Annotated in this window: 17 protein-coding genes; 11 read left to right on the top strand and 6 right to left on the bottom strand. The window is 37.4% G+C overall.

The features are described 5' to 3' along the window. Nucleotides 1–5 precede the first annotated feature (5 nt). From AWV75_RS06670 to AWV75_RS06645, 6 genes are all read left to right on the top strand, one after another. Nucleotides 6–1,325, top strand: a complete 1,320-nt coding sequence (locus AWV75_RS06670; RefSeq protein WP_060873639.1) for a DUF58 domain-containing protein — start codon at nucleotides 6–8, stop codon at nucleotides 1,323–1,325. 3 nt (nucleotides 1,326–1,328) lie between these two features. Next, a complete protein-coding gene (locus AWV75_RS06665) occupies nucleotides 1,329–2,126 on the top strand; it encodes a TrmH family RNA methyltransferase (RefSeq protein ID WP_060873638.1) in 798 nt (265 codons plus the stop codon). 203 nt (nucleotides 2,127–2,329) lie between these two features. Then, entirely contained in the window at nucleotides 2,330–2,974 is a 645-nt protein-coding gene (locus tag AWV75_RS06660) for a hypothetical protein (RefSeq protein ID WP_060873637.1), read from the top strand. A 135-nt stretch (nucleotides 2,975–3,109) separates the two neighbouring features. Continuing rightward, the gene (locus AWV75_RS06655) at nucleotides 3,110–5,326 is read left to right on the top strand and encodes a RelA/SpoT family protein (protein WP_060873636.1); all 2,217 of its coding nucleotides are present in this window, start codon (nucleotides 3,110–3,112) and stop codon (nucleotides 5,324–5,326) included. A 101-nt stretch (nucleotides 5,327–5,427) separates the two neighbouring features. Then, nucleotides 5,428–5,886, top strand: a complete 459-nt coding sequence (locus AWV75_RS06650; protein ID WP_002991826.1) for a Fur family transcriptional regulator — start codon at nucleotides 5,428–5,430, stop codon at nucleotides 5,884–5,886. A 34-nt stretch (nucleotides 5,887–5,920) separates the two neighbouring features. Beyond that, the gene (locus tag AWV75_RS06645) at nucleotides 5,921–7,192 is read left to right on the top strand and encodes an adenylosuccinate synthase (protein ID WP_060873635.1); all 1,272 of its coding nucleotides are present in this window, start codon (nucleotides 5,921–5,923) and stop codon (nucleotides 7,190–7,192) included. A gap of 104 nt (nucleotides 7,193–7,296) precedes the next feature. Here AWV75_RS06645 and AWV75_RS06640 read toward each other — a convergent pair whose 3' ends face one another. Beyond that, on the bottom strand, nucleotides 7,297–8,610 hold the full coding sequence (locus AWV75_RS06640) for a T6SS phospholipase effector Tle1-like catalytic domain-containing protein (RefSeq protein ID WP_060873634.1): 1,314 nt from the start codon (nucleotides 8,608–8,610) through the stop codon (nucleotides 7,297–7,299). A 1,038-nt stretch (nucleotides 8,611–9,648) separates the two neighbouring features. Here AWV75_RS06640 and AWV75_RS06635 point away from each other — a divergent pair. The 5 genes from AWV75_RS06635 to AWV75_RS06615 all read left to right on the top strand — a co-directional run bounded on the left by AWV75_RS06635 (nucleotide 9,649) and on the right by AWV75_RS06615 (nucleotide 16,763). Next, nucleotides 9,649–11,298: an OstA-like protein gene (locus AWV75_RS06635; protein WP_060873679.1), complete on the top strand. Its 1,650-nt coding sequence runs from the start codon at nucleotides 9,649–9,651 to the stop codon at nucleotides 11,296–11,298. 1 nt (nucleotide 11,299) lies between these two features. After that, nucleotides 11,300–12,493 carry an aspartate aminotransferase family protein gene (locus tag AWV75_RS06630; RefSeq protein ID WP_060873633.1) on the top strand — a complete coding sequence of 398 codons (1,194 nt, stop codon included), beginning with the start codon at nucleotides 11,300–11,302 and terminating at the stop codon, nucleotides 12,491–12,493. A gap of 30 nt (nucleotides 12,494–12,523) precedes the next feature. Beyond that, complete coding sequence (locus AWV75_RS06625; protein ID WP_060873632.1) at nucleotides 12,524–13,921, top strand: tetratricopeptide repeat protein; 1,398 nt, start codon at nucleotides 12,524–12,526, stop codon at nucleotides 13,919–13,921. A gap of 53 nt (nucleotides 13,922–13,974) precedes the next feature. Continuing rightward, nucleotides 13,975–14,730 (top strand): shikimate dehydrogenase family protein, encoded by a 756-nt coding sequence (locus AWV75_RS06620; RefSeq protein WP_060873631.1) that lies wholly within the window; start codon nucleotides 13,975–13,977, stop codon nucleotides 14,728–14,730. Nucleotides 14,731–14,867: 137 nt separating this feature from the next. Then, entirely contained in the window at nucleotides 14,868–16,763 is a 1,896-nt protein-coding gene (locus AWV75_RS06615) for a DUF349 domain-containing protein (RefSeq protein ID WP_060873630.1), read from the top strand. 59 nt (nucleotides 16,764–16,822) lie between these two features. Here the strand turns inward: AWV75_RS06615 and AWV75_RS06610 are convergent, their stop codons facing one another. The 5 genes from AWV75_RS06610 to AWV75_RS06590 form a co-directional block, all read right to left on the bottom strand. Continuing rightward, entirely contained in the window at nucleotides 16,823–18,043 is a 1,221-nt protein-coding gene (locus AWV75_RS06610) for a hypothetical protein (protein WP_060873629.1), read from the bottom strand. Nucleotides 18,044–18,523: 480 nt separating this feature from the next. Continuing rightward, nucleotides 18,524–19,549: a YncE family protein gene (locus AWV75_RS06605; protein ID WP_060873628.1), complete on the bottom strand. Its 1,026-nt coding sequence runs from the start codon at nucleotides 19,547–19,549 to the stop codon at nucleotides 18,524–18,526. 2 nt (nucleotides 19,550–19,551) lie between these two features. Beyond that, nucleotides 19,552–20,745 (bottom strand): alpha/beta hydrolase, encoded by a 1,194-nt coding sequence (locus tag AWV75_RS06600; RefSeq protein ID WP_231738028.1) that lies wholly within the window; start codon nucleotides 20,743–20,745, stop codon nucleotides 19,552–19,554. 4 nt (nucleotides 20,746–20,749) lie between these two features. Beyond that, nucleotides 20,750–22,027, bottom strand: coding sequence for a hypothetical protein (locus AWV75_RS06595; RefSeq protein WP_231738027.1), 1,278 nt, complete (start codon nucleotides 22,025–22,027; stop codon nucleotides 20,750–20,752). A gap of 12 nt (nucleotides 22,028–22,039) precedes the next feature. Further along, entirely contained in the window at nucleotides 22,040–24,400 is a 2,361-nt protein-coding gene (locus tag AWV75_RS06590) for a TonB-dependent receptor plug domain-containing protein (RefSeq protein ID WP_060873625.1), read from the bottom strand. Nucleotides 24,401–24,815: the final 415 nt, after the last annotated feature.

The following is a 24,815-nucleotide window of genomic DNA, read 5'->3' as shown; positions in this document are numbered from 1 at the left end:
CTATAATGAAACATCTTTTTTTACTTCCACGTGTTTACTACGGATTCGGTATCATCTTTGTCCTGTTTATCCTATCTTTTCTATTCCCTGTTTTATATTTCATAACATGGGGACTTGTAGCCGTGGGGTTTATTCTTCTTTTAACCGATTATATGGTTCTATTTCAAGGAAAAAACAAGGTAATTGCTCAACGTTTTTTACCCGAGAAATTATCCAATGGAGACGAAAATCCCATTGACATCCAAGTATCGAATCACTATTCTTTTACAATTCACTGCGCAATCATTGACGAGATTCCGTTCCAATTTCAAGAACGCGACTTTCTCCTTGAAGAACAATTACAACCTGGGCAAACCAAACGCTTAACCTATAACTTATCACCTAAGTTTAGAGGGGAATATCACTTTGGCAAACTCAACATATACGCGCGTTCTCCCCTACAGTTGGTCTCCAAGCGCTATATTTTTTCAGCAGGTCAAATGCTACCGTGTTATCCCTCTTTTATTCAAATGAGAAAATACGATTTAATTGCTTTTGCCAAGAACAAGTATGCCTTTGGGTTAAAAAAACTACGCAAAATTGGAAACACTACAGAATTTGAGCAAATCAAAGAATATGTTTCAGGGGATGATATTCGAACTATTAACTGGAAAGCAACGGCCAAGAAAAACGATTTAATGGTCAATCAGTTTCTCGATGAAAATACAGAAACGGTCTATGCAATTATTGATAAAGGTCGCTTAATGCAAATGCCTTTTGAAGGAATGAGCTTACTCAACTACGCCATCAATTCTACACTTGCTATTGCGAATGTCGTGTTGAAAAAAAACGATCGCGTTGGGATGCTTTCGTTTTCAAAAAAGGTAGAAAATAGAGTTGCCGCTTCCAACAAGCGAACGCATTTACAACAAATCATCACCAATCTATACAACTTGCAAACTGATTTTAGTGAGAGTGATTTTGGGCACCTATATAGTGCTGTCAAACAATCCATTACGCATCGCAGTTTATTGTTGCTTTATACTAATTTTGAATCACTTTCTAGCTTACATCGACAATTGCCTTATTTGCGTGCCTTAGCTAAAAGCCATTTGGTAGTCGTAATCTTTTTCGAGAATACAGAGCTTAAAGCCCTCACAGAAAAGAACGCTAAAAATACAGATGAAATAATAGACAAAATTATTGCAGAAAAATTTAACTTTGAAAAGCGTTTAATCGCCAATGAATTGACGAAATACGGAATACAAAGTATTCTGACAACTCCTCAAAATCTATCTATTGAAACGATTAATATGTACCTCAAAATCAAGGCAAAAGGTTTCTAAACTATGATTACAAAAAAAATAGAAAGTACACAAAATCCCTTAATAAAGACGATTCTTCAACTACAAGATAAAGCAAGAGCACGCAAAAAAGAAGGTTTATTTATCATTGAAGGCCTACGCGAGCTCGAGCTTGCACAAGCAGGTTCCTATCAATTGAACACCTTGTTATTTTGCCCTGATATCTTGCCTTTTGAACAAGTGCAACCTTTTATTGGAGCACAGACAACGTGTATTGAAATTTCCAAAGACGTCTATCAAAAATTAGCGTATCGCGATTCTACAGAAGGCGTATTGGCGTTAGCACAGCCAAAAACACATGCTTTAGATCAATTGCAATTACCTGAAAACCCACTTATTCTCGTTGCGGAAGCGACAGAAAAACCAGGAAATATTGGCGCGATGCTGCGTACTGCCGATGCCGCTAATATCGATGCTGTGATTATTGCTAACCCACGAACAGATTTATACAACCCCAATATTATTCGCTCGAGTGTTGGTTGTTTATTTACCAATCAAATTGCCGTGGCGACCACAGAAGAAGCTATTGCCTTTCTAAAAGCTCGTGGCATTCACACCTATGCAGCTACCTTACAAAACTCTTGCAGCTACCACACCCAAGACTATACCACACCTACTGCTTTTGTGGTTGGAACGGAAGCAACTGGATTAACAGAACCATGGCGAGCAAGCAGTACACAGAATATCATCATTCCCATGAGTGGTACCATTGATTCCATGAATGTCTCTGTTGCAGCCTCTATCTTGTTATTTGAAGCCAAAAGACAACGCGATTTTAAATAACAGGAATAAATCCACCTAAGTCTAATGATTTCAACCCTAATAAAATAGGAAAAAAATCACAATATATTCAACAATAATACGCGCTGACTGACGTTTGATTAGAATAATTAAAATGTTAATCTCGCGTTACAGCTTGCATATTTTATTTATATTTGATTTTTATTAATTTTTCCTTAACAAAAAACTTAAACAGACAAAGCGCTATGAAAAGAAGCAACAGATTCTTTAATTTATTCACCCTTACTATACTTCTTTCTTTTACCACTGCAGCAATGGCTCAATTTAAGCCTAAATACAACTACGAAGAACGCTTGCACTATAATTATCCGTGGAAAGTAAATCTTCAAATGAGTATGCTGAACAATAATTTTGATTGGGATGATCCCACAAATTTTGACGAATTAAAGGCAGCTTCTTTACCGAAATTATCCGTAGAATATTACGCAGGTAAAAATGTTAGCTTTAAACTAGGTGTATTATCGAGTGAAGTCAAAGCGGAAGATTTAGTGAACGGTAGAGTGGCGCATGATAAATTTAACGTTTTTGCAGTAGACGCGACCATGATTTATAGCTTGGGAGGTTTATTCAATATTCCAATTGTTGATCCTTATATTGAAACAGGATTAGGCTATACCAAATTCAACAAAGATGACAAAGCGATGTTTAACTTCGGTGGAGGTGTGAATATCTGGTTATCAGATACTGGATTATTTAGCGTTGGACAATACAACCGTGATTTATTCATCAATCGCTTTGGGTTAAACTTAGAAGTTCTAGGTAAAAAGAACTTGAGTGGAGGACCTGGAAGTAACGTTCAAATCAACGGCGGGGTATTCTTTGTATTCTAAAGTAAAAAAGATAAATTGGCAATTTTAGTAGCCACAGAAAAAAAACAACAGTAGGGGTGTATTGCGATACACCCCTACTTGCATATACAGGCTTTTTTTCTTACATTTAGTATATCTTTATCGATCAATAGTAGTATGACAGAAGCAGAAATTGAATTAGAAAATAAGGCAATAGCAAAAGAATATAAAGAGTTACTGAAAATCAGTTACCAAACTTTATCTGATGCAGATAAAAAATTAATTAGAAAGGCGTTTGACGTTGCCGTTGATGCCCATAAAGATCAACGCAGAAAATCGGGAGAAGCTTATATTTTTCACCCCATTGCCGTTGCAAAAATTGTCGCTTCTGAAATTGGATTAGGTGCAACCTCCATTGCGGCAGCTTTAATGCACGACGTAGTTGAGGATACGGATATCACCGTAAAGCAAATTGAAGAGTGGTTCAATCCCAAAATAGCGCAGATTGTTGAAGGATTAACGAAGATGGCCCTATTAGAGCCCGATTCTCACATTTCGATGCAAGCGGAGAACTACCGCAAAATGTTACTTACGCTAAATGATGACGTTCGCGTAATTCTGATTAAAATTGCCGACCGTTTGCACAACATGCAAACCATGGAAAGCATGGTGGATTACAAGCAAGCTAAAATAGCTTCAGAAACCTTGTATATCTATGCTCCACTTGCCCATCGTTTAGGTTTGTTCAACATCAAAACCAAACTAGAGGACCTCGGTCTGAAATACACGGAACCAGAAGTGTATAAAGACATTGTCCTCAAAATGAAAGAAACGAAAGAAGAGCAAGAAGCTTATATCAAATCCGTTTCAGACATTTTGAAACAATCCCTAGATGAAGAGCATATCCAATATTCAATGAAGGGTCGTCCAAAATCGATTTATTCGATTCGACGCAAAATGAAGGCACAGAATGTAACCTTTGATGAAGTATACGACAAATTTGCCTTGCGCATTATTTATAAGTCTACCCCACACGAAGAGAAGTTCATCGCTTGGAAGATTTATTCGATTGTAACGGACCACTTCCGCCCTAGCCCGAGTCGATTAAGAGATTGGATTTCCTCTCCTAAATCTACGGGATATGAAGCCTTACACATCACCGTAATGGGACCTAAAGGACGCTGGGTTGAAATACAAATCCGAAGCGAACGCATGGATGAAATTGCTGAGCAAGGGTATGCTGCGCATTACAAATACAAACAAGGCGTTACAGAAGAAAATAGCTTAGACCTTTGGTTGAATCAATTGAAGGAAGCACTTGAAAATGCAGAAACAAATGCCGTTGATTTCGTAGAAGACTTCAAGCTAAGTCTTTATGCAAAAGAAATTTACGTCTTTACACCTAAAGGAGAGATTAAATCCCTTCCCAAAGGAGCTACTGCCCTCGACTTTGCCTTTGCTATTCACTCGGAGATTGGTTTAAAAACAAGAGGAACTCGTGTAAACGGACGATTGGTACCCTTAAATCACATCTTGTCTAGTGGAGATCAAGTAGAAATTATCACATCCGAAAATAAAAAACCGAATGTCAACTGGTTAGACTATGTTACAACCAGTAGAGCTCGAAATAAAATCAAGAGTTCATTAAACGAGAATACGAAGAAGATTGCCGATGAAGGAAAAGAGCAATTGCAACGTAAACTGAAACATTTAAAAATCAATCTAGACGAAACAACAGTCAATGAAATGGTCAACCATTTCAAACTCAAAACCAGTCAAGATTTGTTTTATCGCGTTGGTGCTGGTTTAATTGATAATGCTCAATTGAAAGAATACGCATCGAAACGCAACAATACGTTGTTCAACTTTTTCAAGAAAAGCATCAAGCGAACTCCTTCTACTCCAGTAATTCAGGAATCAGAAGATAAAAAAGCATTAGATTTACTCGTTTTCGGAAAAGACAAAGAAAAGTTAGATTACAAATTAGCCACTTGTTGTAATCCGATACCTGGAGATGATGTTTTTGGATTTGTAACAATTAACGAAGGAATAAAAGTACACAAGACTGACTGTCCTAATGCACTGAGTATGCGTTCAAACTACGCGTACCGCATCATGCAGGCGCATTGGGTTGCTTCTTCTACTTCGTTGAACTTTGAGGCAACGATTAATATTACAGGACTAGACTCTGCCGGTTTAACCACGGAAATCACCAAGATTATTATGGAGAGTAAAGCCGTAAATATTAGAAGTATTGCCTTGAGTGAAAATGCAGGGTTATTTAAAGGATCCATCACCGTCATCGTTCCAAACAATGATATTTTGAAGAAAATGATCGCCAATATTAAGAAAATCGAGGGCGTGGATAAAGTAACTCGAGTGAACACCAATTAAGCACAGCCATTACGCCTGTCTTTAATTTAAAAAAAGATAATCAATCAATTAATTTTCTCACAAGAGAAAATACAACTATATTTGCATTTTAGTATTTAGTTATGGGAAGCGAGAATAATCAAGAAATAGTAAAAAACGTTTTTACGAAATTTTTAGAAGAAAGAGGTCATCGAAAAACGCCTGAACGATACGCTATTTTACAAGAAATTTACGATAGTGAAGAGCATTTTGATATCGAGTCTTTGTACATCAAAATGAAGAATAAAAACTATCGAGTAAGTAGAGCTACGCTGTACAATACTATTGAAATTTTATTAGAGTGTGGTTTAGTTCGAAGACATCAATTTGGACAAAATCAGGCACATTACGAGAAGTCATATTTTGACAAACAGCACGATCACATCATTTTAACTGATACAGGAGAAGTGATTGAATTTTGCGATCCTCGTATTCAAACCATTAAAAAAACAATAGAAGATATTTTTAATATTGAGATTCACAATCACTCGTTGTATTTCTATGGCAATAGAAAAACGAATGAAGAAGAGTCTGAATCCTAACACAACTAATTTAAAACTTTAACAACACAAAAGAATGGCAGTAGATTTACTACTTGGCTTGCAGTGGGGTGATGAAGGTAAGGGGAAAATTGTGGATGTCCTTACTTCAAAATACGACATTATTGCACGCTTTCAAGGTGGACCAAACGCAGGACACACCTTAGAATTTGACGGAATTAAACACGTTCTTCGTACAATTCCTTCTGGTATTTTTCATAAAGATTCAATCAACATCATCGGAAACGGTGTAGTAATTGACCCTGTTGTTTTCATGAAAGAAATTGAAGGTTTAGAGCAATTCAAAATTGACTTTGTTAATCGTTTATTGATCTCTAGAAAAGCGCACTTAATTCTTCCTACGCACCGTTTACTTGATGCTGCTTCTGAAGCTGCAAAAGGAAAAGCAAAAATCGGTTCTACATTAAAAGGAATCGGTCCTACTTATATGGATAAAACGGGTAGAAACGGTCTTCGTGTTGGTGATATTGAATTAGAGGATTTCGAACAAAGATATCGCACATTAGCAGACAAACATGAATCTATGATTCAATTCCACGATGTGGATATGCAATATAATTTACCTGAATTAGAAGAAGAATTCTTCCAAGCAGTTAAAGAATTACAAAAGTTAACTTTCATTGATAGCGAGGAGTATTTAAACCGCGCATTGAAAGAAGGAAAAACAATCTTAGCAGAAGGAGCTCAAGGGTCATTATTAGATATTGACTTTGGAACCTATCCTTTTGTAACTTCTTCAAATACTACAGCAGCTGGTGCTTGTACAGGTTTAGGAATTGCGCCAAACCGCGTACAAGAAGTATTTGGTATTTTTAAAGCGTATACTACACGTGTTGGAAGTGGACCATTCCCTACAGAACTTCATGACGAAGTTGGAGCTACAATGGCTTCAGTTGGTAGAGAATTTGGATCGGTTACAGGTCGTGCAAGAAGATGTGGATGGTTGGATTTAGTTGCATTAAAATATGCAGTTGAAGTGAACGGTGTTACTGAACTTTACATGATGAAAGCAGACGTTTTATCTGGATTCGAAACATTGAAAGTTTGTACCAAGTACACGTACAAAGGAGAGACAATCAACTATCTTCCATACAATATCGAACCTGAAAACGTAGAGCCAATCTACGAAGAAATCAAAGGTTGGAATGCAGATTTAACAGGAATGACATCCTATGATCAACTTCCTACTGAATTAAAAGCGTATATTCAATTCATTGAAAATTACCTTGATGTTCCAGTAAAAGTTGTTTCTGTTGGTCCGGATAGAAAACAAACCATTGTAAAATAATAAAAGTCCCACTTCTTGAGAAGTGGGACTTTTTTCTTATATGACAATAGAAAAAGAACACCTTCGCCATTGGTTCGATGATACCTTACCTTCCTCTCGATTTCCTATCCATAAATCACTTTGCGATGCCATTCTTTGTTATTCGGTGCATTGATATCCCATGGTGCTAAACTAAAAGATTGATAGACCATCCCCTCATTAAGTTGTTCTAAATCCGCTGAAGAACAAGCCGTTCTTATTGTGTCAATTTCCTGAAATAAGAGCGCTGGACTAAATGTATTCACCTCTTGATTAAACTGTACGTCTATCTGGTTGAGAACTCCATAATTAGAAGAAATATGGGTAAATGCAGCATAATTTGCATAGGCAAAACAAGCCCCTTTTAGTGGAACATTCGTCTGTAAGTAAGTATATAAACTATCTTTCAATACTTGCAAATCCGCAATTGTAACAGTAGAAGTAACCTCAAAAGCATCCTGCTGTAAGGAGAAGTTAGAATAAGCAGTCATGACTTCAAAATACACCACAGGTAGATCTACTTTCACGTTGTTTCGTTTTGATTCCAAATTATATCCACCAGAAACGGGTTCCAATACGACAGATTCATTTAAAAGATTACTCCAAATCGCTTGTGAAGAAGAACAACTAAAAAAATCCACTACTGTACTTCTAATTATCGTTAGCTCATCTCCTAGGGTATCAGAGGAAGCTGCTCCCTTGCGCAAGAGCACATTTTCTGCTCCTTCTGCATATCCTCCACCTACATCTGCATGAGCCCCAGGCACAAAAACCTCTTTTACTTTGGGTGTGTAATAGTTTTCAATCGCAAGTAATCCTTGTGCTCCATTCCGTTGTTGAATACTGGTTAGAGGAAAATAATTTCGCGCTTCATTAATGGCAGTTAAATGCAAAATCTGATCAATTCTTTCCATATCCTGATTGGTAAAGTGAATCTCAGGAGTTGTTAATCGCAAGAGCGAAACTACGGTATCATAAATACCTAAGAATTGAATCCTAACATTTGAATAAGCTAAGGCTCTTTTGGCGAAATCCCGAGCTAAGGCCGCTCCTCTACTAAAGCCATATACAAGGAGATGAACCTCTTCATTGGGTACGGTTTGTCGAAAGGTTGCTAAAAAGTTGAGTCCCTTGCTCAATTTATCATCATACCCATACCCCGAATAACCAATAGGATTGTTTCCCGTTGCTTTCGCCCATTGAGAATCATCCTCATTATCCAATGTGCCAACACCTTCCACATATAGTTTATCTGAGACTACACAGGCCTCAAATAAACGAGTAATGTTCGTTATTACACCAAATTTATCTGGGTCTCTTCGGGCATTTACTTTATTGTTTCCCGTACCATCAAAAAATACGGCTGCCCTATATGCCTGTCTTTCTTCGTTTTTCATCATAATTAATAATTTACAGTTAGTCAATACACAAGATCTCCCCATCACCGGCAACTACTCCATGATGTACTTTTACCACGATTCAACGGAATAAAAAATAAGTATACACATCAACTTCCTTCCTAGTATAGAAGTTGATTTAGGTGTACAGTCGCTTTCTTTATGGGCATTAACCAAAGGCAACAATAGCGCATACAAAAAACGAAGCGGAAGCCTGCAGTCTTTCTCTTCTCTTATTCTTTGTTCGATTTTTTCTCTTGTACTTGCCTCCTTAAACCCTTATTGACAGCCCCATAAATGAGGGGGATTCTTTGCGTTTAAAATATAAACGGTTTATCTTTTGATAGCGCTGTTAAGAAATAGCCTATCACTTTTTTGGAGTAACCCATGCATAGGATGCTATTGTGAGTACGTACAAATTCTATACCAAAAAAAGGTGAGGCGAAGAGGTGGTGAGAGGGTGAGATGGGTGAGGTGGTGAGATGGTAAGAGCTGTGCTTTGTGAGGTTTGCTCTTTGTGAAATCGTGGGTTTTATTGACTAAAGAAAGAACTCTGTTTTAATCGAACATTTACTTTGCTCATCGCCTCGCCCCCTCACCGCCTCTTCAATTGATTGGTGAGATTGGTGAGGTGGTGAGGTGGTGAGATGGTGAGATGGTGAGATGGTGAGAGCTGTGCTTTGTGAGGTTTGCTCTTTGTGAAATCGTGGATTTTATCAACTAAAAAAAAGAACTCTGTTTTAATCGAACATTTACTTTGCTCATCGCCTCACCCCTCAACGCCTCTTCAATTGATTGGTGAGGTGGTGAGATTGGTGAGATTCGTGCTTTGTGAAATCGTGGGTTTTATCAACTAAAGAAAGAACTCTGTTTTAATCGAACATTTACTTTGCTCACCCCCTCACCTTCTCACCGCCTCACCTTTGCTCACCCCCTCACCACCTCCCCCTGTCGCCCCCTCTCCCATTGATATTCCTATAATTTATTCTTAAGTCAAATTGAACTTCGCATATTTTGTTTAAATTTGAAAAAAATATAGACTTGAGAACATTATACTTCTTTATCCTATTCACGTTAATTAGCATTCCTAGTTTTAGCCAAGATAAAAACAAGATTATCATTCACCATGCGGATTTATCAGATCGAAATCAAGCGGAATTGCCTGATGCGACCTTACTCAGGGGAAATATCACGGCAGAACACAACGGAATTATACTCAATTGCAACAAAGCCTATTACTTTGAGAAAGAGAATTACATCAAACTTTTGGGTGATGTAAGAATGAATCAAGGAGATACCTTATTTCTGGATAGTAAATATGCAGAATACAATGCGATTAATGGATTTGCTTATGCAGAAGGAAATGTAATTGTACGTTCTCCCGATTCAACATTAGAAACAGATACGTTGCGCTTCAACCGCAATGAGAACTTGATTTACTATAATACGCCAGGAACGATTGTAAACAAAGGCAACATCTTAAAAAGTAAATCAGGAAAATACTTGATGTCCGAAAAGAAATTCCAATTCTTTACGGCAGTTACGATTACAACCACACAAGGAACAATTGTCAAATCCAATCACTTGGACTTCTATGAAGTTCCAGAGCATGCGTATGTATTTGGTCCATCGACCATTACAAATAAAGATGACTACATCTATACAGAAAATGGCTATTACGACGTCAAACACGACTTAGGAAAAATGGTCAAAAACTCGCATATCTGGTATAATCAACGGAAAATAGAAGGCGATTCTATCTACTATAACAAGCTCAATGAATTTGCTTCTGCGACTAATCATGTTCGCATTACTGATACCATCAATAAATCAAGAATAACCGGGCATTATGCGGAGCTTTACAAGTTAAAAGACTCCATGTTTGTCACGCAAAAAGCGTTGGTTAGTATGCTGACAGAAGAAGGAGATTCGGTTTGGTTTCACGCCAAGCGTATTGTATTGACAGGACCAGAGAAAGATCGAATTATCCGCGGGTATCACGATGCTCGAATCTTTCGAGATAGCATGAGTGGAAAAGCCGATTCAATTCATTCAAGTGAGCGATTGGGGTTAACCCAGCTAATTGGACGTCCTGTTTTGTGGAATGGCGATAGCCAAGTTACAGGTGAAGTCATGCATTTAATCAACAATTTACAGACGAACCAAATGGATTCCATTAAAGTACTCAACAATGCGTTTATCATTGAAAAGGACACCATTGGTACGGGATATAATCAAGTCAAGGGAGTCAATCTCTACGGTAAATTTAGAGATAATAAGCTTAGTGAATTAGACTTGGTTAAAAATGCGGAGATGATTTACTATGCGTACAATGAGAAAAATGAATTTATCGGTATAGATAAAGGGATTTGTAGCCACATCAACGTAGGCTTCAGTGAAAATGAAATTAGTACGGTCACCCTATTTGTTTCACCTGAAAGTGAGCTCTATCCCGATGAGATGTTACCCCAAAATGCAAGGTTTCTAAAAGATTTCCTCTGGCGGGGGGATGAAAAAATCAATTCCTTAGCGGAGATTTTCAGCGACGAAGAAATTCAAGAAGAAGCCGATAAGAAAGAAGAACGAGAACAAAAACAAAAAGAGGCAGAAGAACCGATAGAGATTCAAAAGGAAACTTTAAATCCAGAGGCGGAGCCTCAACAGACAAAAGAGAAAAAAACCTCTAAATAAAATGAAAGAAGATTTTTTTAAATACCAAGCACAGACTTCACCCAATCCTTTAGCAATGGAGATTTCCCACGCAAAAGGCTCTTATATATACGACAAAAACGGAAAAGCATATTTAGACTTCGTAGCGGGAGTTTCTGCTTGTACCCTAGGGCATCAACACCCGAAGGTAAACAACGCGATTAAAGATCAGCTAGACAAGTATTCACACGTGATGGTATATGGAGAGTATATCCAAGACCCTGCAGTGGAATTCTGTAAGATTTTAGCCGAAAATATCCCTGCTCCATTAAATAAGACCTATTTAGTCAATTCAGGGACTGAAGCAACAGAAGGAGCTTTAAAATTAGCTAAACGCGTTACAGGAAGAAGTCAGTTGATTTCTTGCTTCAATGCTTATCATGGAAATACGATGGGTTCCATGAGTGTTATGGGATTTGAAGACCGCAAGCGCGCGTTCCGTCCCCTACTTCCAGATGTAGATTTTATCCACTTTAACAGTGTAGAAGATTTAGAAAAAATCACAACACGTACGGCGGGGATTATCTTAGAAACCATTCAAGGAGGAGCGGGATTTGTAGAGCCTTTTGATGGCTTTTTAACCAAAGTAAGAAAACGCTGTGACGAGGTGGGTGCATTGATGATTGTCGATGAGATTCAACCGGGATTTGGGCGTACAGGAACCCTATTTGGCTTCCAAAACTACGACGTTGTTCCAGATGTTATCGTAATGGGAAAAGGAATGGCAGGTGGAATGCCTTGTGGTGCGTTCACCGCTAGTGATGCTCACATGGATTTGTTATATGATAATCCTAAATTTGGGCATATTACGACCTTTGGAGGACATCCCGTTATTGCTGCTGCAAGTTTAGCTACGCTCAAAGAGCTGGTAGAAACAGATCTCATGCAACAAGCCTTAGAAAAAGAAAAACTATTCAGACAATTACTTGTCCACCCTTTGATTACAGAGATCAGAGGAAGAGGATTAATGATTGCTCCTATGACGCTTAGTAGTGATATTACTAACCGCGTTATCTTAAAATGTCAAGAAAAAGGTTTAATTTTGTTTTGGCTTCTATTCGAAGGAAAAGCAATTCGCATCACCCCTCCACTAACAGTTAGTGAAGAGGAAATTGCAGCGGGTTGTGCAATGATTATAGAGGCTTTAAATGAAGTTCAAGAAGAGTTAGGCTTATAACCTTTTTCACTAACGCACTAATAAAAAGCAATGGATTTCAATAAAAACGAAGAAGAAGAAAACAACTTATCACTTGCTCGTTTTGAGTCAATGCTCAAAACGAATAAGATTTTGTTTTTTGATTCTGAAGAATTTGAGAATATCATACTTCATTACCTGGATTCAGGTAAAATCAACTTGGCCAAGAAAGCATTAAAATTAGCTTTGGACCAACACCCTACTTCTATCGGTTTAAAACTCGTTGAAGTAGAAATATTAATTTTTCAAAATAAATTAGAAGCAGCAGATCGCCTGCTAGATGAAATAGAACAAGTAGAGCCACAAAACGACGAGGTTTACATCCATAGAGCGAGTATTTACTCTAAAAAAGGAAACCACCTCGAAGCGATTAAAGCCCTAGAGAAAGCCTTAACCATTACGGAAGACTTAGCAGATATCTATTCCCTTTTGGGTATGGAATACTTGTTTATTGACGAAATTGAAAAGGCCAAACAAAGTTTTATCCTTTGTTTAGAAAATGACGATGAGGATCAATCAACGTTGTATAACATCATCTACTGTTTTGATTTCTTAAATGAAAACGAAGCAGCAATCACTTATTTGAATTCTTTTATTGATAAGAATCCCTATAGTGAGATTGCATGGCATCAACTTGGAAGACAATACTATGCACAAAAGAATTACGACAAAGCCGTTTGGGCGTTCAGCTATGCAACACTGATTGACGAACAATTCTTAGGTGCTTACTTAGAAAAGGGAAAATCACTTGAAAAGCTACAGCAATACCAAGAGGCTATTGATAACTACATGATTACGCTAGAGCTAGATGCTCCTTCGTCTTATGTATTATTGCGTATTGGAATCTGTTATGAAGCCTTAAACAACTTCCCTTTAGCGATTCAATATTACAAGAAAACCGTGCATGAAGATCCAATGTTAGACAAAGGATGGATTGCTTTAACGGATATTTATATCAAAGAGAATCAATTTGACAAAGCATTAGTAACCTTGCAAAAGGCTATTAATATTGATGAGTTAAACGAGCGCTATTGGATTCGATATGCGGTATTGAATCGCAATTTACTGCAATTCAAAGAAGCAGAAGTTGGGTACCGCAAGGCTACTGAACTTGGAGAATACATCCTCGATTACTGGATGGATTGGGCAGATATCCTCTATCTTTTAGAAGAGTATGAAAGCGCCATTGATAAACTGCTGCAAATTGAAGAAACTCATCCGCATGCTGTGGAAATTTACTATCGCCTAGCAGTCTATTATTTCGCCACGCACCAAAATGAGGAAGCACTAACCTGGTTAGAAAAAGGGTTTGCTGCGGATTTTGACAAAGTATCGATCATTGAAACTTTATTCCCTGCACAATGGGAGAATCCCCTCTTACAACAAGCCATTAAAGATTACACCCCATAAGAAAATAGCTATTCATTTGCGTGAATAGCTGTTTCATTTTAATACCTTATGCTATGATTAAGAAACAATACGGTTTAATTGGGAAAGACATCGCTTACTCCTTTTCTCAAGAATATTTTACCGAGAAATTCAAACAACTTCAACTCACAGATAGTCAGTACAGCAACTTTGATCTTGCTAAAATCAGCGAATTTAGCGACATTTTAGAGCGTTTTGACAACCTGAAGGGACTCAATGTCACCATCCCTTATAAACAGGCTATTATCCCCTATTTAGATAGCTTATCTAAAAAAGCGGCAGCTATTGGTGCGGTGAACACAATTCGCATTACCAGAAAAAACAAGCTCAAGGGATATAATACAGATTGGTATGGCTTTTACCATTCATTAAAACCCTTATTAAAAAAACAACATACCCATGCCTTAATTCTAGGAACTGGTGGTGCTAGTAAGGCTATTGAATACGCCTTAGCTAAATTGGGAATTGCGTATAAGTTTGTCAGCCGTACCAAACAAGATACGGAATTGACCTATGAAGAATTGACCCAAGCAATCATGACACAATACACGGTTATAATTAATACAACTCCACTGGGGACTTTCCCTGATGTAAAGGCAAAACCCAATATCCCATACCAATACTTGACCAATCAGCATCTGGTTTATGACCTGATTTACAATCCGGCGCAAACCACTTTCTTGCGTTTGGCGGCAGAACAGCAAGCAACCACTAAAAATGGGCATGAAATGTTAGTTCTACAGGCAGAAAAAGCGTATAAAATATGGTCTAAGCGATTTGAACAAGATTAAATTCGCCAAAACAAGATTATTTATTGCGTATTAATCGTAATAATTCCGCTTACATTAGATATTTTTTATTAAATTTGAGAATATTAGAAATATCCTAAACGAGGATTATTGTTGTTAATTATAAGATTTTTATACCTATGTTAGAACAAAAGAATGAAAACCTGCACGAGCTAGCAGATGGACAAAATCCGGAATCAAATACGCCAAATTCTGCACATCTTGCTGAAAGAGAGAAAGCTCTAGATTCCATTACTGCATCAAATGCCGAAGAAGGCGAAGACAATGATGTACATGAGAAAAATGACATCACCGTCCTTGACTACGAAAAGCTTGATATGGAACAACTCACCGCTGAGTTACAAAAGCTTACTCAAGGCTATAAAATCACAACCATTAAAGATCTTGTAGAAGACATTAAGAAAGAATTCTACAGACAATACAGTGATTTAATAGAAGAGAAAAAAGAAGCTTTCTTAGAGGAAAATCCCGATGCAAATGCAAGTGATTTTGAATACAACCTCCCTTTAAAAGCTACTTTTGATGCGTTTTACAATGACTTTAAAGCGAAGAAAAATGCGTATTATAAGGAATTGCAAAACAACTTAACGACAAATTTAAACAAGCGTCTCAACATTATTGATCGCATTAAAGATCTTGTTGATACGAGTGAAAATAAAACAGATGCTCTTAAATTATTAGGTGATTTAAGAGATGAGTGGAAAAATGCAGGAGCTATTCCAAAAGATAAATACAATCACGTTTGGAATAACTATCATTTCCACATTGAGCGTTTCTACGATCAATTACACCTAGATAGAGAATCAAGAGATTTAGATTTTAAATACAATTTAGATCAAAAACAAAAGATCATCACACGTGCTGAAGAATTACTTCAGGAAGATGATGTAATCAAAGCCTTTAGAGAACTTCAAACCCTACACCGTATTTGGAGAGAAGAAATTGGGCCTGTTGATCGTGAAATCAGAGAAGAGATCTGGGAGAAATTCAGTGACTTAACGAAGCAGTTACACGATAAACGCGAACTATTATTCGAAAACTTACGCGAAGGGGAGAAAGAAAACTTGGGATTAAAAGTTCATGTTATTAGTCAAATTGACTTTTTATCAAGACAGGAAATCACTTCACACAGCCAATGGCAGAAAGAGATTAAAAAAGTAGAAGAACTTCGCAATCACTTCTTCTCTATTGGTAAGGTGCCTCAAGAGAATAATGAGGAAGTATGGAACTTATTCAAATTGGCAACGAGAAATTTCAATGCAAACAAGAATAAATTCTACAAAGACTTAAAGAAAGTTCAACAGAAAAATTACAACGAAAAGCTTGCTCTAATTGAAAAAGCTTTAAAATACAAGGATAGTGAGGAATACGATAAGGTTACTCCTATCATGAAGCAAATACAAGAAGATTGGAAGAAAATCGGTCATGTACCAAGAAAATACTCGGATCAATTGTGGAAAGACTTCAAAGATGCTTGTAATTATTACTTTGATCGTTTGCATACCGTTAGAAATAACGAAAACCAGGAAGGAAATGAAAACTACAACAAGAAAAAAGAATTCTTAGAAGAGTTGAAATCTTTTACGTTAGTTGGTGAACACAAAGCAGATTTAGAAGCGATTAAAGAAAAGATTAATACGTGGAAAAGCCTTGGAAATGTACCACATAACAAGCGCTTTATCGAAGGGAAATTCAACAAAATCCTGGATGTATTATTCGATAAGTTAAGTTTGAGTAAAAGAGAAGCTGAAGCGATGAAATTCTCTAATAAATTAGATGATTTATTAGAATCAAATGACAAGCGCAAATTACAACAAGAGGCTATCTTTATTCAGCGTAAAATTGAAGAAATTACAAGTGGAATCTTACAATTAGAAAATAACTTAGCATACGTTTCTAATGCAACGAAAGACAATCCATTGGTAAAAGAAGTAAATAAAAATATTGAGAAATACAGAGATGAGTTGAAAATCTGGCAAGATAAATTACAACAAATTAGAAATCTCGATGCATAATAAAAAGGAGCTGGTTTTATACCAGCTTTTTTTATGCCTTACGGTTGACGGTTGGCAGTTTATGGTTGGTCTTTACCATGAACTAAAAAACAAACCACGCTAACGGGTAAGAAAATAGAAAACCCAAATAACAGTATAAAACTGGTTTCTGCGTCTAGCCAAGTAACTCGAAAAAACTGCTGTGCTCCTTGTATAGCCAGTATCCCTTCCGTGCTACTAAAGCCTAAAAGCAAACAGCAGATTCCTACTTTTGTCCAAATTGTAAGAGCTAGTTTTCTCTTTTGAATCAGCAATAGCAAACCAAGAGCAGTAAAAAGGCCAAGCATATTGAGGTGAATAAAGCTAACAATCCAGCTGCGTATTCCTTTTAATTCCTCAGCAAAGGCCGCATTTAAAACGGCAAATTGCGTAATCAGACGAAGTAGTAGACATATTCCTGCAAAAACAGCTAAAGCTAGGTTGTAATTTGCTTGATGGTCTTTGACTTGATTTCTTTTTTCTTGTTTTAATTGCTGATATAGTGGTTTTATCCCATATCCGAAAGCTAGCGTTTGCAAGAGTACCGCTACTCCATTGATATAATATAAACTAGGTGCTGCTATATACCAACTGGCAGGTAAGGCATAAGTCAGTACAACAGAAGTAATCCACAGCGTGTAAAAACGCTGAAACGGTTTCTTTTCCATTCCTTTCGGAAAGAATTGGGGAAGTAATAACGCAATAAAAGCAGTAAAGAACCAGCCATCAAACTGAAAATGTAGAAAAAACTGAATGCACAATTGAAAAAAGGCGCTTGCCTTTCCCATCATGCCAATCGCAGGTCCTAAAAACCAGACTCCAAGTGTTGAAAACACCATAAAGAAGAGGGCCGTTTTGACCCAAAGGGCTTGTTGCTTATTTGTTATGCGATGATACCTCCATAAGCGATAGACAAAACAATAAGAACAAATAATATGCAAGGTTGAAAAGAAGATGGATGGTGCAGCATAGCCTTGAAAAGGAAAAGTGACTGCCATCCCCAACACAGCAACCTGTGTTACCCAAAACAAACGGCGATAAAAGCGTTCTTCTCGAGGATTTTGCAGGGCAAATTGATCAACCAATAGCAAGTAAACCAAGAGATACAACCAACCCAATAAAGCAACGTGCGAATGCCCATGTAAGACGTATAAAAAGGTCATTCCTTCGATTGGAAAAACAAAAGCGCCCCTCAACAGTAGCCCCAATAAAGCGGCTATTAAAAAATTGACGAACAGAACACGATACTGGATGGGTTTCATCGATAAGGTATAAAAAGTAACCTCTACTAAGGTAAGGTTCTTCTGTTGGAACTAAAAGTTTTTGGGTTATTTTCTCTGCCTTTTTACCTATATCTTTTAGCTAAAATAGCGCTCTATAGAGCCAGTCATAGAAATAAAAGCAGTGCCTAAAAAGAAAAAATAACAACCTGTACAGTAATAAAAGGATTAATAAAAATCTGTACAGTATTAAGTAGGATTATTAACTATAGCTGTACAATTATAGTAGGACGAGACATGGTATGTCCATAGTGACTCCATAGTGCGTCCATAGTATGTCCATTAAAAAAAGGTTTTTTATAGACACACGATGAATGCACTAGGGGCAATATTATATTGCCATACCAAAGGAAACGATTGAAAAAAGTTGATTTCCCTTCGTGGTGGATGGTGGTAGGACCTAAAAAAAGTGGGTGACCCAAAAGATCACCCACTTTACAATTTAAAATCTAACGTTTCAACTTACAATTGGATTTTACTCACAATATCTCCATTCGTATCCACTTGAGGCTCTTTTCCTTCCTCTTTAGGCATACGCTTTGTTTTATTCGTTACATAAGCCGTTCCTGTTTTCACATTAACTGCCACTGTATTTGGATGGGATCCTGTTTCTAATTCTGTTACAACCTCGTATGATTTACCATCGACAATCGCTGTTTTACCACTTTCTCTATTCGCTAGAACAATTTTATTTGCTGTTGGTGCATATTTTACACCTAAAGACCCCCCTTTAAATTTTACTACTTTTAAAAGCTCACCTGAATCAGCATGTAAAATGGTAAGTCCTGTAGAGGAATTCGTTACAAACAATCTTCGGCCTACCTCATCGATAGCCACATTGATTGGGCTCTCTCCACCAGAAGCAAATTTCTTCACTACTTTCTTCGTTTTTGGGTCGATAATCGCAACTTCATTTGTTCCCATATTGGTAACGTATAGCTTATTTGTTTGACGGTCAAAAGCCAAACCAGCAGTGAAAATTCCCGTATTTTCAATATATCCTTCTAAGGTATCTTTGTTCCCGTTAATCACCCATATTTTCCCTTCTTCTTGTGTATCAGAAGCATAAATGGTATTGGTACTTTCGTCAATCGCAATTTCTCTATTGTGTCCTTTTTCATGTGTACCAGGAATGACCTTTACCTCTCCTGTTTTCAGATTGACCACAGTAATTGCATTGGTAATAGTATTGGTTCCGTATAATTTTTGTGTTTTCTCATTCACAGCAATACCAAACACTGGATTTCCTTGTACATTAATTTCTTTTTCTACGGCTAATGTATTGCCATTCAACTTGTAAATGATTCCTTCTTTATTTTTGAAATCAACAACTGACGCTACATAAACCCCGTTATCTCCGCTGTTATACGTCAATTCATACAATCCTTTTCCAACCGCTTGACTCTTATCTATAGTTTGTGCAAATGCCGTTGTTGATAGCGCCAATAAACAGGCACCTGCCAAAGTAATTTGTTTTGTGTATTTCATAATTATTTGATATTTAATTGATTATTTAATTCTATCATCCACGAGAAAGCTTGTTGCCAATACCAAGCACCATGTTTTCCCATAGGATCTATTTTAACTTCTTTACGCAGCTGAAAACGCACTTCTACTTGTTGAACAAAAGCTTGAACATCTTCATCCATGTGAACCACTTCGCCTTGTCCTATTTTTCGATTTTCTCTTCCACCAGCATAAAAGAAATAGTATTGTTCTTGCAACTGCTGAATATGTTCTGCAGTAAACCCATCCATATACGCTTGTAATTGCTGTTGATCTTGCCAAAGGGATGGTGAAAAAACGCCAACTTTACCAAATACAGTTGGATAGGTCAATCCGCCATAAAGGGAAATTAACCCACCTAGAGAACCTCCAGCAATACCGGTATGTTCTTTGTCTTTTAAGGTGCGATAATTCGCATCGATATAAGGTTTTAAGGTCTGAACAATAAAAGCCAAATACTGTTTTCCTTCTGCAATTGGTGTTTGAATTGTAGGAAAAAAAGCATATTCTTTTTCTCTTCTATTTTTCTCATATTCATGGTCAATACCCACAATAATATACTGATCACCTAAGCGTTCCACCGTTTCATCTATTCCCCATTCTACCGGTCCTAATCGCCCTTCTGAACTAGCTTCATCAAATAAATCTTGGCCGTCATGCATATACCAAACGGGATAAGCTTGTTGCGTAGTTTTATAATTTTTCGGCAGATAAATGCGAATCGCACGTGTTCGATGTAGCTCTGGCATAATAAAATTTTCCAACACAATAAGGTGTTCTGGTGCTGTGGAGGCAGGATATTGATCTCGCCAAGCCACTATTGTTTCTTGAATCGTTTGATCGTGTTCAATCACATAATCGTGTAAATTAATCAACCGACCTTGAGGCGAACATTCCAACGTATGCCAAGAACCGCGGGTAAATTTATATTCCAATACTCCTGCCGGGATATCCTGTAAGGTTATACTATACTTCCCTGTTCCCTCTTGTTGGGGTTGTAGCTTATAGCGTTCTTCTTTGGGGTTCCATCGATTGAAATTTCCCGTAATATAAATTGCATCCTGGGTAAGGGCCTTTCCATCAACCTGAAGGTCAATTTGTATGGTATATCCCTTTTGAGCCTGTACATTCATGGTTATCATTCCTATAAGTATTAGTACTAATACCTTTATCTTCATTCTTTTACTTTCTATTCACTTTAAATAATCCTTGAGGTTTGCCTCCTTTTCCAATGGCAATTGCTGGTTTTGCAGTCAAGAAATCACTAGACAGCTCATAAAATCCCAATTTGGATTCGCTAACCACACGGATAAAGCGCTTTGCATCAATTTTCGAAACCCCCAATGCCGCAGCTGGTGTTTCTACTAAGGTTACTCCTTCAATGGAGATAGGTGTAACTGCTTTCGTTTGAATATCAATCACTACGTATTTCCAGATGGGTGTTAAGTTGATAGACTGAGGATCAGCCAAGGTTACCTCATTTACTAGCGTAATGATTTTTCCCTTTTCAACAAAAATCGTAGAGAATTTCCCAGTAGCCACTTGGTCAAACATCGTATTAAAGTCTAATTCCCACGAGGTATCTACTTGATTAGATCCATTTTTAATTCGCGCTATTTTAGATTGATCGCCTAAACCACCTGATTTAATACCCTGTGTAATCAAGTATAGATCCCTATTCTCATCAAAATAGTAGAGGGGATTTTCATCTACAAAAGCAATATTACCCGTATTCTTCACCGCGGTATGCGAAATCCAATTTCCTGATTTTAAATCAATCACTGCGAGGTGTACGTCTGGAGCAACTCCATCAAACATTCCTCCCTGAGCGCCTTGATTTTTACCAAACGTGATATCTGCATATAATTTATCGCCATTTACAGCTAAGAAATGTTGTCCAATGGCACGGAAATTCACTCCTGTTAATTGTAAATCGGTTTCTAACTGCTGAATTTGCGTGCTATAATCGCCCAATTGTCCTTTTTTAGTCATCGTAATTGGATCAAAAAGCTGAATTGCAGTAGGACTAGCCCCTTCAAAATAATAACCCGTTTGATTGTCATTCGTTAAAGTGAAATTACCCGAACCTGCAATTTTAGGTTCTACAGCAATCGATTTTGTAGTATAAAACCCTTGATCATCAAAAATAAATTGCCCTAAATTTCTGGCATTGTTATCATCAAACATGCGATAAACACGCTCACCATACTGACGATATCCTCCCATTCCACCAGCTGCCGTGGTATTTCCTGTTGCATTGTCGATACTTCCTGTTGGAAGGTCTTGATAGCTTTTAAGAAAACCATTTTTAATGGGTCCTTTCCCTTCCGTCAAAGTCATGACAAAATAGTGTGCCTCGTTTCCTGTTGGTGGTTCAGGATTATTGGGTGTAGTATCATCTGATGAACATCCCGTCAAAACTAAAGGCAAGATAAAAGCCAAGGATACTATTCGTTTCATTGTTTGCATAGATTAATTGAGTTTATAATTGATTTTCAGGTAGAAGCTTCTCCCTGCTTTTTGGATTTTGTAATAATCATACAGCGCTTGGTTCAACAGATTTCGTCCTTCTACTCCCAATGACCAACCATGCGCAGGCCATTCATACACCAAACCAGCCGTTAAAGAAGTTTGATCGGGAACCACATTTTTCACGTCGCCTTTACTTTTTCCAAAAAGCCCTAAAAAGCCACTGGGTTCCATCGACTTATCAATGGGTTGAATATAAAATTCACGCACAAAATTGACGTGTGCGTACAGTAGTAAAGCATCTTGCTTGGTAAACAATTGCTTGAACTTATGTTCGCCGCCAAGGTTGGCAAAGAAATAGGGAATATTGGGTACGCGATTGCCTTTGAGCCATTGATCTGCTAGGTTGTCAAAACGACCATAGCGAATACTCTGCCAAGTAAAATTGCTGTAGAGTTTTGTAGTGGGTGTTAATGCAAAGGTGAAATCTCCTTCAAATCCATGACCTTCTGCGCGTTCTTTATTCACGAAAAGAGATAAAGGCGGACTGCCCGCAGTAAGTACGATGATATCTTTGGTTTGGCGATAAAAAGCATGTACACTAGCTTCCAAACGTCCAAATTGTTGCTCTATACCTAGATTAAAGTTTAAACTCTGTTCTGGTTTTAAGTCAAAATTTGAAGCAATAAAGAGATTATCACCAAAAAGTTCACTGTACCCTGGTAATCGACGCGCCTGTTCAATAGAAAATCGGACGTTCATCTTGTCATTTGCTTGATATTTTGCCGCTAGGGCCCATCCCCAAGCTGTATTACTTGTGGCATGTATATCTTTTGTACGCCAATCTACTTGATACGCTGTATTGAGTCCTTCACTTGTATAGTTGTAATTTTTCAACAAAACCGTCGTTTCCAAATGCTGAGTAAACCACTGACTCGTTAATCCTAAAGCCCAAACATTCTTCTTGTAATAGGAAGGAACTTCGATGATGGGTTGTTGTGTATCTTCAATTTTCTTTCCGTATTCATCTGTACCTACTCTTTTTGTATAGGTATAGGTATTATTAAACCACAACTGTTGGGTTTTACTCCACTGAAATCCAATCAACGTTCGACTAGTAAAGAAGGTCATATCAATCTTGGCTTGCGTTGGATGATCGCCTTCTCCTCGAAATCCTCTAGGAGAAAATTCTCCTAACCAAGAATAACGACCTTGAAGTGTATCATTCACCCTACTTTTCACCACATTATAGGCTAAAAACTGATCGACAGAGAGCTTTTCTTGTGCGAATTTCTTCTTGTAACGCAACGTAGGCACCCAACTGTGTTGACGATCCTCAATCCCTCCAAAAGGCGTAAGCATAGTTGTAGGACTGTGTTGAATCTGTTTATCCAACGTGTAATAACTCAAATCAAACTGCAAAAGATCTGCCACCTTTAAATGCTTCGCACCAAGGTATACATTGGAATAATATTGTCTGTATCGATTGTGAAATAAGCGAACCTTCGCCACTTCTTTGGCAAGTTCAGGATCTGGGGTATCGATTTTATAATTATTATCGGAATAATTGGAGAAGAACTCCCCTCCCACATAGAAGTAATCATTGAGGTTGTAATGACCACGTACTGCCGTTCGCATGGTATTGAAAGATCCATATTCGGCAGAAGCTCTTAAGGTATTGGCTTGATTGCTATTGGAAACTAAATTAATTGCGCCTCCTAATGCATCACTTGCTAGATAAACGGGAATTACCCCTTTATACACTTCTATCTTCTGTAGTAAATCAAGCGGTATCGTAGAAAGTGCATAAGCATTTCCAAGGTAATTTAAAGGAATCCCATCTTTAAAATAGCGAATCGCTTGTCCTTGAAAACCATTTAAATTTACACTCGCTTCACCTCCTAAACCTCCACTTTCTCTGACGCGTACTCCTGTTGTTCGATTCATCAACTCACTTAAAGAAGCTGAACGCAACACTTGACTTTTAGTATCTACTACTACGGCACGCATAATGTCGCGATTTACTTCTTCCTGTTCGGCTGCTTTTGCAATTTGAATATCCTCTAGTAACGTTATTTCCTTGGTTAATCGCAAGGTATACGAATTTCCATTAACCAAGTCTAAGGTTTGTTGCATTGGCTCATATCCTTCTACATACACCACTACATTGCTTTTTTTCTCTTCTTTAACTTCAAGATTAATATGCCCCCATACATCCGCAGGATAAGCCACTTGATTGAGGTATAATACAGCACCCGGCAAGGGTTGATGCTCTTGATCTTCAATTGTCAAAGACACCTTATGCTGTGCAAATAAAGCACTACTAGACACGAATAAACTGTATAGAAAAAGTTTGCGTAACACTCTTATTATTTATATTTAGTTTAAATAAAAACAAAAGTATGCTAAAAAAGTTTATTAACAAGAATAATTCTAAATAATAATTTGAAGGGAGGGGATAGATGGTGAGGTGGTGAGATTGGTGAGGCGATGAGTAAACCTCACAAAGTACACCCCTTTCTTTTTTAAAGGGTAAAAAAGAAACAAAAACCCCTTCAACTAACCCAAATAAAGGTCAAATTAGTTTTTAAGTCTGAAAATAAAAGAACTCGCTACGCTCAAACACCTTTTATTTTTACAGCCTTTTCAAACATTTGACGCTCTTTATTTGACTTGCGTTGGGGTTAAATTGTCTTTTGTAAAGATGTTTTTTGCTTTTAAGTAAATTGGTTTTCTATTATAACTTATATGATATGTAGGTTGCTTTTTTTTGTAAAGT

Origin of the sequence: Myroides odoratus (assembly GCF_001549985.1) — a bacterium.
Classification (GTDB): domain Bacteria; phylum Bacteroidota; class Bacteroidia; order Flavobacteriales; family Flavobacteriaceae; genus Flavobacterium; species Flavobacterium odoratum_A.
This window is presented reverse-complemented; position numbering and strand designations above follow the sequence as displayed.

Excerpts from the sequence above, each read along its gene's own strand:
- AWV75_RS06665 (WP_060873638.1), top strand. The coding sequence starts at position 1,329 with ATGATTACAAAAAAAATAGAAAGTACACAAAATCCCTTAATAAAGACG.
- AWV75_RS06670 (WP_060873639.1), top strand. The coding sequence starts at position 6 with ATGAAACATCTTTTTTTACTTCCACGTGTTTACTACGGATTCGGTATC.
- AWV75_RS06620 (WP_060873631.1), top strand. The coding sequence starts at position 13,975 with ATGATTAAGAAACAATACGGTTTAATTGGGAAAGACATCGCTTACTCC.
- AWV75_RS06645 (WP_060873635.1), top strand. The coding sequence starts at position 5,921 with ATGGCAGTAGATTTACTACTTGGCTTGCAGTGGGGTGATGAAGGTAAG.
- AWV75_RS06600 (WP_231738028.1), bottom strand. The coding sequence starts at position 20,745 with ATGAAGATAAAGGTATTAGTACTAATACTTATAGGAATGATAACCATG.
- AWV75_RS06655 (WP_060873636.1), top strand. The coding sequence starts at position 3,110 with ATGACAGAAGCAGAAATTGAATTAGAAAATAAGGCAATAGCAAAAGAA.
- AWV75_RS06605 (WP_060873628.1), bottom strand. The coding sequence starts at position 19,549 with ATGAAATACACAAAACAAATTACTTTGGCAGGTGCCTGTTTATTGGCG.
- AWV75_RS06595 (WP_231738027.1), bottom strand. The coding sequence starts at position 22,027 with ATGAAACGAATAGTATCCTTGGCTTTTATCTTGCCTTTAGTTTTGACG.
- AWV75_RS06630 (WP_060873633.1), top strand. The coding sequence starts at position 11,300 with ATGAAAGAAGATTTTTTTAAATACCAAGCACAGACTTCACCCAATCCT.
- AWV75_RS06610 (WP_060873629.1), bottom strand. The coding sequence starts at position 18,043 with ATGAAACCCATCCAGTATCGTGTTCTGTTCGTCAATTTTTTAATAGCC.
- AWV75_RS06650 (WP_002991826.1), top strand. The coding sequence starts at position 5,428 with ATGGGAAGCGAGAATAATCAAGAAATAGTAAAAAACGTTTTTACGAAA.
- AWV75_RS06615 (WP_060873630.1), top strand. The coding sequence starts at position 14,868 with ATGTTAGAACAAAAGAATGAAAACCTGCACGAGCTAGCAGATGGACAA.
- AWV75_RS06660 (WP_060873637.1), top strand. The coding sequence starts at position 2,330 with ATGAAAAGAAGCAACAGATTCTTTAATTTATTCACCCTTACTATACTT.
- AWV75_RS06640 (WP_060873634.1), bottom strand. The coding sequence starts at position 8,610 with ATGATGAAAAACGAAGAAAGACAGGCATATAGGGCAGCCGTATTTTTT.
- AWV75_RS06625 (WP_060873632.1), top strand. The coding sequence starts at position 12,524 with ATGGATTTCAATAAAAACGAAGAAGAAGAAAACAACTTATCACTTGCT.